Origin of the sequence: Streptomyces sp. NPDC058812 (assembly GCF_042744565.1) — a bacterium.
Lineage (GTDB): Bacteria > Actinomycetota > Actinomycetes > Streptomycetales > Streptomycetaceae > Streptomyces > Streptomyces thinghirensis.
Genome location: NZ_JBHYOB010000037.1, coordinates 19,307 through 28,751, shown reverse-complemented (window position 1 = coordinate 28,751; position 9,445 = coordinate 19,307). Strand labels below are relative to the sequence as shown.

Genomic DNA, 9,445 nt, shown 5'->3' with positions numbered 1-9,445 from the left:
CCCCTGAAGGGGCGCGGGGAACCGCGCGACCACGACACACCCGCGGGCGACAACGCGCCGCGATCCTCCACGCAACCGGCGGAGCCGGCGCGCCGTCCGCCCCGCCACGGAGTGTCGGGCAGGCGGCTGGGCGGACGGCGTGGAAACGGGCCGCCGTACTGTACGAGGGGGAGCCGGCGGCCCGGCCGGCCTCTTTCGAGGCAGTTAAGTCAACCGGCCCGGAACTCTCCGCGACAGTGCGCACACGGTACGGATGCGCGTACTCCGTTCACACCCCGTGTGAAGACCGACGCACTACGCTGTCGGCACCGAGTCACCGGGGGGCACCCATGCAGCCCAACACCCTGCTCGACGCGATCCTCGACGAGGCCGGGGTCTCGCACGCGGGACTGGCCGCGCACGTCAACCAGGCCGGAAGAGCGCGCGGGCTCGCGCTGAGGTACGAACACACCGCCGTCGCACGGTGGTTGAAGGGGCAGCGGCCGCGCGGTCAGGTGCCCGACCTGATCTGCGAGGTCCTCGCCTCCCGGCTGCACCGCCCCGTCACCCTCGACGACATCGGCCTCGGCGTCCCCGGTGAGCCGGCCGCCCCGCACACCGGCTCACTGTCCGGGTTCGTGGAGCGCGCCACCGCCCTGTGGCGCTCCGACCAGCAGCAGCGCCCGCACATCCTCGGCGCTCCCGCGCTCACCGGCACGCCCGCCGTGATGCCGGTGTGGGAGTGGGAGAACCCGCCCGAGGACGTGGACGTCTCCCGCGGCGGCCGGCACCGGGTCACCGCGGGGGACCTGGAGACGCTGCGCTGCGCCCGCGCCCACTACGAGCAGATGTACCGCAAGGCCGGCGGCATGGCGACCCGCGCCCGCATCGTCGGGTTCCTCAACTCCGAGGCCGCCCCGCTGCTGCGCGGCAGCTACACGGACGCCACCGGCCGCCAACTGCACCGGGCCACCGGCGGTCTGGTGGCGGTCGCCGGGATCTGCGCGTACGACTCCGACGCGCACGGCCTCGCGCAGCGCTACTTCCACCAGGCACTGCGGCTCGCGAAGGCCAGCGGGGACCGGGGCCTGGGCGCCTACGTCATCGCCCTGCTGGTCAACCAGGCGCTGTTCATGCGGGAGAACCGGCAGGCCGTCGCCTTCGCCGAGGCCGCCCTGCGCGCCGCCGGCCGGCACATCACCCCCGCCCTCGCCTCCGACCTGTACGCGATGCAGGCGAAGGCGTACGCACACCTCGGCGACGGCACCAGCGCGCTGTCCTGCATCCGGCGCGCCGAACAGGCCGCCGAGCGCATCCGGCGGGGGTACGAGCCCGACGAGACCGGTTATGTCCAGCCCGGCCTGGTCAACGTCCAGGTGGCGGAGGCGTTGCTGAGCCTCGGGGAACTGGCGGCGGCGGGGGAGCACGCCGCGGCGGCCGTCGACAACCCCGCGCACGACCGGGGCCGCGTGCACCGGCTCGCCATGCTCAGCACGATCGAACTGCGCCAGGGCAACGCCGACAAGGCGGTGGCGACCGCGGTGCAGATGGCCGAACAGGCCCGCGGCATGGAGTCCCAGCGCCTGCGCGACAGACTCCGCGCGGTCCGCGAGCACCTGGTGCGCAGCGGTTGCGCGGGCACCGCGGAGGCCGCCGAACTCATCGACGGGGCCCTGCGCGTCCCGCTGTGACCGCCGGGTCCCCGGGCGCCCTGCGCCCACCGCTGCGCCGTGAGCGGCCGCCGTGCGCCTGCTGCCGGGACGCCACTGCTGCGATATTGCCACCTACTCCAGGAAAGGTGGCAGAACAGTGCGGTGGACGAAAGAGAACGAGCAAACTGTGTACTCAAATCGCTGGTTCAGCGTCAATCTCGCCGACGTCGGGCTACCGGACGGCCGGCATCTCGACCACTTCCTCATACGGATGCGCCCCGTGGCCGTGGCCACGGTCGTGAACGCGGCGGGCGAAGCCCTCCTGCTGTGGCGGCACCGGTTCATCACCGACAGCTGGGGCTGGGAACTCGCGGCGGGCGTCGTCGAGGACGGCGAGGACGTGGCGGTGGCCGCGGCCAGGGAACTGGAGGAGGAGACCGGCTGGCGGCCGGGACCGCTGCGCCACCTCATGAGCGTGGAGCCGTCCAACGGCCTCACCGACGCCCGGCACCACATCTACTGGGCCGACGAGGGCACGTACGTCGGACACCCCGTGGACGACTTCGAGTCGGACCGCCGGGAATGGGTCCCCCTCAAGCTCGTTCCCGACATGGTCGCCCGCGGGGAGGTCCCGGCCGCCAACATGGCGGCCGCGTTACTCCTGCTGCACCATCTCCGGTCCTAGCTAGTGCCCGAGTGCCTGCCACACCGCCACGACCAGGGCACCCAGGGCCGTGAGGACCGCGACCGAGGGAAGCGGCCAGCGGGCGTGCTCCAGGGCGGTCAGCCGGGCGTTCAGGTCCTCCAGCTCCTTGGCGCTCTCCTCGGTGCGATGGGAGAGCAGGGCGAGTCCGCCCTCGACGCGCGCGTACGCCACATCGAGCCGGCGCCGTAACTCTGCGAGCTCTCCCTGATGGACGGAATGCTCGGGATCGGCGGTCACGAACCGCTCCTTTCCGTAGTCGTCTCACATCCCTTGCATGTGCATGGTGAGTCAACCCGCCTGGTGGGCGCGTGGGGAGAGTGTGCGAACGGCATATGCGGGCCCGGTGCGCACACGCCGTGTGAACGCCGCGGGCCCGGCACCTCGTCCAGGTGCCGGGCCCGCGATCGTCACTCTTCGTGTCAGCCGTACGAGTAGAAGCCCGAACCGCTCTTGCGGCCGAGCCGGCCCGCGTCGACCATGCGCTGGAGCAGTGGGGGAGCGGCGTAGAGCGGCTCCTTGTACTCCTCGTACATCGAGTACGCGACCGAGGAGACCGTGTCCAGGCCGATCAGGTCGGACAGCTTCAGCGGGCCCATCGGGTGGGCGCAGCCCATCTCCATGCCGTTGTCGATGTCCTCGCGGCTGGCGATGCCCGACTCGAACATCCGGATCGCGGAGAGCAGGTAGGGGATCAGCAGCGCGTTGACCACGAAGCCGGAGCGGTCCTGGGCGCGGATGGAGTGCTTGCCGAGCACCTTCTCGGTGAACAGCTGCGCCCGGCTGAGCGTGCCCTCGGAGGTGGTGAGCGCCGGGATCAGCTCGACCAGCTGCTGCACCGGGGCCGGGTTGAAGAAGTGGATGCCGATGACGTGGTCGGGCCGCGAGGTGGCGACCGCCAGCTTCACCAGCGGGATCGAGGAGGTGTTGGAGGCCAGGATCGCGTCCGGCCGGGTCACGACCTGGTCGAGCACCTGGAAGATCTCGGTCTTGACCTGCTCGTTCTCGACGACGGCCTCGATCACCAGGTCACGGTCGGCGAACTCGCCGAGATCGGTGGTGAAGCTCAGGCGCGCCTGCGTCGCGTCCCGCTCCTCCTCGCTGATCTTGCCGCGCTCGGCCGCCTTGCTCAGCGAGTTGTACAGCCGGGTGCGGCCGATCTCCAGGGCCTCGCCGGTGGTCTCGGCGACCATCACCTCCAGACCGGAGCGGGCGCACACCTCGGCGATGCCCGCCCCCATCTGACCGCAGCCCACCACGCCGACGCGTGTGATATCTCCCGAGATGCCGGTCACATCGTCCCTTTCGCTGACTCCACGGCTGTGGCAGCAGGCACGCCGGGGTCCCCGGTGCCTGCTCCGATCGTGCACGTTACCTCCGAATGGCCACGGTTCCGTCCCCAGGGTCGGGCATGCTGGGTTCCCCCTCACGATCCGTGACCGTGCGGATCCCATGCGTTCAGGAGGTCTTCCCATGGGCCGTGTCTCGCGTCGTGCCTTCACGGTGGCGGCGTTGTCGGCGTTCACCATCGCGCCCCGGGCGTCGGCGGCGCCGATCCCGTCGGGCGCACCGACCCCGCCGCCGGCACCGGGCGGCCCCGCGGCGGGACCGCCCGCCCGCCGCGCCGTCACCGGGATGCGGGGCATGTGGCTGGCCACGGTGGCCAACCGCGACTGGCCCACCCGCGCGGGGCTGCGCGCGGCGGAGCAGCGCGCGGAACTGATCGAGCACCTCGACAACGCGGTCCGGCACCGCCTCAACACGGTGATCTTCCAGGTGCGTCCGACGGCCGACGCGCTGTGGCCGTCGGCGTACGAGCCGTGGTCGGAGTACCTTTCCGGCAGCCAGGGCCGCGACCCGGGCTGGGACCCCCTGGGCACGGCCGTGACGGAGGCCCACGCCCGCGGCCTGGAACTGCACGCCTGGTTCAACCCGTACCGCGTCGCCACGCACGACGACCCGGCCCGCCTGGTGCCCTCGCACCCCGCGCGCAAGAACCCCGCGTGGGTGGTGCCGTACGGCGGGAAGCTCTACTACAACCCGGGGCTGCCCGAGGTCCGGTCCTTCGTCCAGGACGCGATGATGGACGCGGTGGGGAAGTACGCCGTGGACGGCGTCCACTTCGACGACTACTTCTACCCCTACCCGGTGGCGGGCCAGAGCTTCGACGACGGCGGCACCTACAGCACGTTCGGCAGCGGGTTCGCCACCAAGGCCGCCTGGCGTCGGGACAACATCGATCTGCTGGTGCGCGAAACCGCGGAGCGGGTCAAGAAGGTCCGGCCGGCCGCCCGCTTCGGGGTCAGCCCGTTCGGGGTGTGGCGCAACGCGGCCACCGACGCGAAGGGCTCGGACACCAGGGCGGGCGTACAGACCTACGACGACCTGTACGCGGACACCCGCAAGTGGGTGCGCGAGGGCTGGCTCGACTACATCGTGCCGCAGCTGTACTGGCACATCGGCCTGGACGCCGCCGACTACGCGAAGCTGCTCCCCTGGTGGGCGGAGGTGGCCAAGGGCAGCCGGACCCAGTTGTACGCCGGTGAGGCCCTGTACAAGGCGGGTGACCCGGCGCAGCCCGCCGCGTGGCAGGACCCCGGCGAGCTGTCCCGGCACCTCACGCTGGCCCAGCAGCATCCCGAGGTGCGCGGGCACGTCTTCTTCTCCGCGAAGGAGGTGGGAGAGGACCGGATCGGGGCGATGGCGCGGGTGAGTGCCGACCACTACGCGCGGGCGGCCGGCACTTCCCGCCGGGACGGGTAGGACCGGCGCCGGCTACAGCTGGATCTCCCTGTGCCGGATCTCGGAGTCGGGGCCGGGCGAGCACACCGCCTCGTGCCCGTCCTCGAACCGGACCCGGTACGGGGGTGCGCCCTCCTTGCCCATGACTTCGACGATTTCCGCGACCTTGTCGTGCTCACCGACAACCCGGCCGTGCTGGATCAGCTGGTCGCCCTTGGTTGCTCGCATGCGTGAGTCCTCCTCACCTGTGTGCCGCCGGGCAGTGCCCTACCCCCGGGCCCGCTGGGTGACCGCGATGCACACCAGTACCGCCGCGGCCGTCAGCGGGGCGGCCACCGTCAGGTGCTCGCCCAGGAGAAGTACCGACCACACCAGTGTGAGCAGCGGCTGGGCCAGTTGCAACTGGCTGGCCTTGGGGACGCCGATGGCCGCCATGCCCCGGTACCAGACGACCAGGCCCAGGAACTGAGAGCCCGCCGCCACCCACAGCAGCCCGGTCACGCTGTGCGCCGTCAGGTGCACCGGCTCGAAGGACAGGGCCACGGCGGCCATCGGCACGGTCAGCGGCACGCACAGCACCAGCGCCCAGCCGATGACCTGCCAGCCCGGCATCACCCGGGCCAGCCGGCCGCCCTCGGTGTAGCCGGCCGCGCACACCAGCAGCGCCGCGAAGAGGTAGGCGTCGGCCGTGGTCAGGGCGCCGCCGCTCTGCTGCACCGTGAAGGCGAGCACGGCGGCCGCACCCGCCAGGGCCGCGACCCAGAAGGTGCGCGAGGGGCGGGTGCCGAGACGCAGCGCGGACAGCAGTGCGGTGGTCAGCGGGAGCAGGCCCACCACGACGGCGGCGTGCGCGGTGGTGGAGGTCTGCAGGGCGAGCGTGGTCAGCAGCGGGAAGCCGAGGACGACGCCACCGCCCACCACCGCGAGACCGAACCAGTGCCGCCGCTCGGGAAGCGGCACCCTCCCCCACGCTCGGCTTCGCTCGCGCGGGGGGACTCCCACCGCCAGCAGGCAGCCGCCCGCGATCACCGCGGCGAGGATGCTGCGCACGGCGATCAGGGACCAGGGGCCGAAGCCCTCCAGACCCCAGGCGGTGGCGGGGAAGGTGAGGGAGAAGGCGACGACACCGAGGGCGGCCTGGAGGGCGCCGAGCGAGCCGGTGCCGGACGAGCCGGTGCCAGTGCCGGCTGTGCTGCCCGGGCCGCCGACTGCTATCGCCGTGGAGCTGGTAGCGCTACTCTGTGCTCTCATGCATGAGCGTAGCAGTGTCGCTGAACTGGCGAACCAGCTGCGGCGGGAGCTCGACCGCTACTCACCCGGCGGAAAGCTCCCGTCCAGCAGGGCCCTCGTCGACCGGTTCCGGGTGAGCCCGGTGACCGTCTCCCGCGCCCTGGCGCAGCTGGCCGCCGAGGGGCTGGTGGTCACCCGGCCCGGCGCCGGGGCCTTCCGCGCCCGGCAACGCGAGTCGGCCGCGCCCTCCGGGGACACCTCGTGGCAGGAGGTCGCGCTCAGCGCCGACGGCGCCGCCGACCTCGTACCGCGCTCGGTGGACGCCTCCGGAGTCCTGGCCTCGCTGGCCGCGCCGCCGCCCGGCGTCGTGGAGTTCAACGGCGGCTATCTGCACACGTCGCTGCAGCCGGAGCGGGCGATGGCGGCGGCCCTGTCCCGGGCCGGGCGGCGGCCCGGTGCGTGGGGCAGGCCGCCGATGGAGGGACTGCCGGAACTGCGGGAGTGGTTCGCCCGCAGCATCGGCGGGGCCATCACGGCGGCGGAGGTGCTGATCACCGCGGGCGGCCAGTCCGCGCTGACCACCGCCCTGCGCGCCCTCGCCCCGCCCGGCACCGCCGTCCTCGTCGAGTCCCCGACGTACCCCGGCATGCTGGCCATCGCGCGGGCGGCCGGCCTGCGCCCGGTACCGGTCCCCGTGGACGCGGACGGCGTGCGGCCCGCCCTGCTCGCCGACGCCTTCCGGGCCACCGGCGCCCGCGTCTTCGTCTGCCAGCCCCTGTTCCAGAACCCGACCGGTGCCGTGCTCGCCCCCGAGCGGCGCGGCGAGGTGCTGCGCATCGCCCGCGCGGCCGGCGCCTTCGTCGTCGAGGACGACTTCGTACGGCGGCTGGTGCACGAGGACGCGGGCCCGCTGCCCGCCCCGCTCGCCGCCGACGACCCGGACGGCGTCGTCGTCCACGTCTGCTCGCTGACCAAGGCGACCTCGCCCAGCTTCCGGGTCAGCGCCCTGGCCGCGCGCGGGCCGGTGCTGGAGCGGCTGCGGGCCATCCAGGTCGTCGACACCTTCTTCGTGCCCCGGCCCCTCCAGGAGGCGGCGCTGGAACTCGTCGGCTCGCCCGCCTGGCCACGCCATCTGCGCGCGGTCTCGGCGGAGTTGAAGGCCCGCCGGGACGCGATGACCTCCGCACTGCGCCTGCATCTGCCCGAGGTGTCCCTGCCCCACATCCCCTCCGGCGGCTACCACCTGTGGCTGCGCCTGCCCGAGGGCACTGGGGGCACCGCCCAGGCTTTCGGCTCCGGGGGAGAGTCGGCGCTCACCTCGGCGGCTCTGCGGGCGGGCGTCGCGATCACCCCGGGCCGCCCGTACTTCAGTGCCGAACCCCCGGCCGCCCACCTCCGGCTGAGCTTCGCGGCGGTCGGGGGCGTCGGGGAGATCGCGGAAGGGGTACGGCGCCTGCGCACGGCCTGCGCGGAGGTGTGGGGACAAAGGGCGGCGGGATAACGGGTCGACGTCGCTTCCCCGCCCTGCGAACATCCCGGCATGACCGACACGCCGAGCCTCCCCGAGGGCTACGAGATCTCCACCGACCCGCACCGGATCGACGCCGGGCGGGTGCACCACTGGCTGTCCACCGACGCGTACTGGGCGCTCGGACGATCCCGGGAGAAGCAGGACCGGGCGATCGAGGGCTCGCTCAACTTCGGGGTCTACGACGCGGTGTCCGGGGAGCAGGTGGCGTACGCCCGAGTGGTCACCGACCGGGCGACCTTCGCCTGGCTGTGCGACGTGTACGTCGACCCCTCGGTACGCGCCAAGGGCCTCGGTACGGCGCTGGTCGCGGCCGTGCGCGAGCACCTGCGGCCGGACGGGCCGCGGCGCGTCCTGCTGGCCACGCACGACGCGCACGGCGTCTACGAGAAGCTCGGCTTCACGGCGCTGGACCGGCCCGACCAGTGGATGGCGCTCGCCTTCGGCCGGTGAGCCGGGGCGCACCCTCGGTGACCCACAGGTAACACCCCTTGACCAGCGCACCTCCGCGCAGCACCATCACCGCATGGCGCTTCGGGTCACGTTCGTCGCGGCCGCACGCAGCTCACCGCTGCTCGCGGAGCGCTTCGACGACGACCGGCCGCTGGACCAGGCCGGCTGGGACGAGGTGCTGCGCGCCGCGGGTGATCTGCTGCCGCTCGCGGCGTCCGAGTTGCGCTACTGCTCGCCCACGCCCCGCAGCCGCGCCACCGGGGACGCCATCGGCTGCGCGCCGCTGGTGCAACTCGCCCTGCGGGAGTGCGACATGGGCCGCTGGCGCGGGCTGACCCTCGGCGAGGCCATGGCCCGGGAGCCGGCGGCCGTGGACGCGTGGCTCGCCGACCCGCGGACGGCCCCGCACGGCGGGGAATCGCTGCTGGCCTTCATCACCCGGGTCGGCGGCTGGCTCGACACCCGTCCCGGCGGGGACGGCGACCGTATCGTCGCCGTGGCCGAGCCGTCCGTGATCCGGGCCGCGCTGGTCTACGCGCTGAAGGCGCCGCCCGCGACGTACTGGAACCTGGACGTCCGTCCCCTGTCGACGACCACCGTCACGGGCCGCGCGGGCCGCTGGAGCCTTCGCTTCGAAGGGGCGCCGGCCTAGGGAATCCGGATGTCACCCGTTTCGCGGGTGTAGTCCGTCGTGAGCAGCAGGTCCTTCGCCGGGCCGCCCACACGCCACACGGTCCGCCAGCGGTCCCCGTCCCGGACGGTGAACTCGCCGCGGTAGAGGTCGGCGGCGCACGGGTGGTCGGCCACATGGCGTCCCGAGGACAGGTCCAGGCCGTGGAAGGGCCGACCGTCGGCGAAACGCACGTCGGCGGTGCCCGGTACGGCCCCCGGTTCGTAGCGCAGCGTCCGCTCGGCGGGCCGGGTCACGCCCTGCCAGGTGAAGGCCCCGGACTCCCGGCTCACCAGCCCGCCGCCGGCGAGCGCGTCGAAGGCGGTGGTCCCCTCGAAGAGACCCTCCGCGCCGCTCGCCAGATCCCGCACCGACCGCTGGGCGCGCCACCGGCCCGCGAGATACGCCAGCACATCCGGCACCGGCCACAACTCGCCCATTTCCACCTGCTTTCCGCCCCCAGCCCACTGGTTGCTGCGCGACCCATT

11 protein-coding genes are annotated in these 9,445 nt (G+C 73.2%); 6 read left to right on the top strand and 5 right to left on the bottom strand.

Annotation, left to right across the window (positions count from 1 at the left end; all coding sequences use genetic code 11):
- Positions 1-329: 329 nt before the first annotated feature.
- Positions 330-1,670 (top strand): transcriptional regulator, encoded by a 1,341-nt coding sequence (locus ACFW48_RS37635; protein WP_386323021.1) that lies wholly within the window; start codon positions 330-332, stop codon positions 1,668-1,670.
- A 118-nt stretch (positions 1,671-1,788) separates the two neighbouring features.
- Entirely contained in the window at positions 1,789-2,316 is a 528-nt protein-coding gene (locus ACFW48_RS37630) for an NUDIX hydrolase (RefSeq protein WP_386323025.1), read from the top strand.
- On the opposite strand, the gene ACFW48_RS37625 is transcribed toward ACFW48_RS37630, so the two are convergent.
- A complete protein-coding gene (locus ACFW48_RS37625; RefSeq protein WP_121745986.1) occupies positions 2,317-2,574 on the bottom strand; it encodes a hypothetical protein in 258 nt (85 codons plus the stop codon). It lies immediately after the preceding gene.
- Positions 2,575-2,756: 182 nt separating this feature from the next.
- The gene (locus ACFW48_RS37620) at positions 2,757-3,629 is read right to left on the bottom strand and encodes a 3-hydroxybutyryl-CoA dehydrogenase (RefSeq protein WP_386323019.1); all 873 of its coding nucleotides are present in this window, start codon (positions 3,627-3,629) and stop codon (positions 2,757-2,759) included.
- 178 nt (positions 3,630-3,807) lie between these two features.
- Here ACFW48_RS37620 and ACFW48_RS37615 point away from each other — a divergent pair, with 178 nt between their 5' ends.
- Positions 3,808-5,097: a glycoside hydrolase family 10 protein gene (locus tag ACFW48_RS37615; protein WP_386323017.1), complete on the top strand. Its 1,290-nt coding sequence runs from the start codon at positions 3,808-3,810 to the stop codon at positions 5,095-5,097.
- A gap of 12 nt (positions 5,098-5,109) precedes the next feature.
- On the opposite strand, the gene ACFW48_RS37610 is transcribed toward ACFW48_RS37615, so the two are convergent.
- Both ACFW48_RS37610 and ACFW48_RS37605 read right to left on the bottom strand, forming a co-directional pair.
- Positions 5,110-5,304, bottom strand: a complete 195-nt coding sequence (locus ACFW48_RS37610; RefSeq protein ID WP_019325174.1) for a DUF1918 domain-containing protein — start codon at positions 5,302-5,304, stop codon at positions 5,110-5,112.
- Positions 5,305-5,343: 39 nt separating this feature from the next.
- Entirely contained in the window at positions 5,344-6,327 is a 984-nt protein-coding gene (locus ACFW48_RS37605; RefSeq protein ID WP_386323015.1) for a DMT family transporter, read from the bottom strand.
- Between ACFW48_RS37605 and ACFW48_RS37600 the strand changes: the two genes are divergently transcribed.
- The 3 genes from ACFW48_RS37600 to ACFW48_RS37590 all read left to right on the top strand — a co-directional run bounded on the left by ACFW48_RS37600 (position 6,326) and on the right by ACFW48_RS37590 (position 8,939).
- Positions 6,326-7,807, top strand: a complete 1,482-nt coding sequence (locus ACFW48_RS37600; protein ID WP_386323014.1) for a PLP-dependent aminotransferase family protein — start codon at positions 6,326-6,328, stop codon at positions 7,805-7,807. The two genes, ACFW48_RS37605 and ACFW48_RS37600, sit on opposite strands and share 2 nt — an antisense overlap.
- Positions 7,808-7,846: 39 nt before the next feature.
- On the top strand, positions 7,847-8,287 hold the full coding sequence (locus ACFW48_RS37595; protein WP_386323012.1) for a GNAT family N-acetyltransferase: 441 nt from the start codon (positions 7,847-7,849) through the stop codon (positions 8,285-8,287).
- A gap of 73 nt (positions 8,288-8,360) precedes the next feature.
- The gene (locus ACFW48_RS37590; RefSeq protein ID WP_386323010.1) at positions 8,361-8,939 is read left to right on the top strand and encodes a histidine phosphatase family protein; all 579 of its coding nucleotides are present in this window, start codon (positions 8,361-8,363) and stop codon (positions 8,937-8,939) included.
- Here the strand turns inward: ACFW48_RS37590 and ACFW48_RS37585 are convergent.
- Positions 8,936-9,397, bottom strand: a complete 462-nt coding sequence (locus ACFW48_RS37585; protein WP_386323008.1) for a DUF6314 family protein — start codon at positions 9,395-9,397, stop codon at positions 8,936-8,938. The two genes, ACFW48_RS37590 and ACFW48_RS37585, sit on opposite strands and share 4 nt — an antisense overlap.
- Positions 9,398-9,445 lie beyond the last annotated feature (48 nt).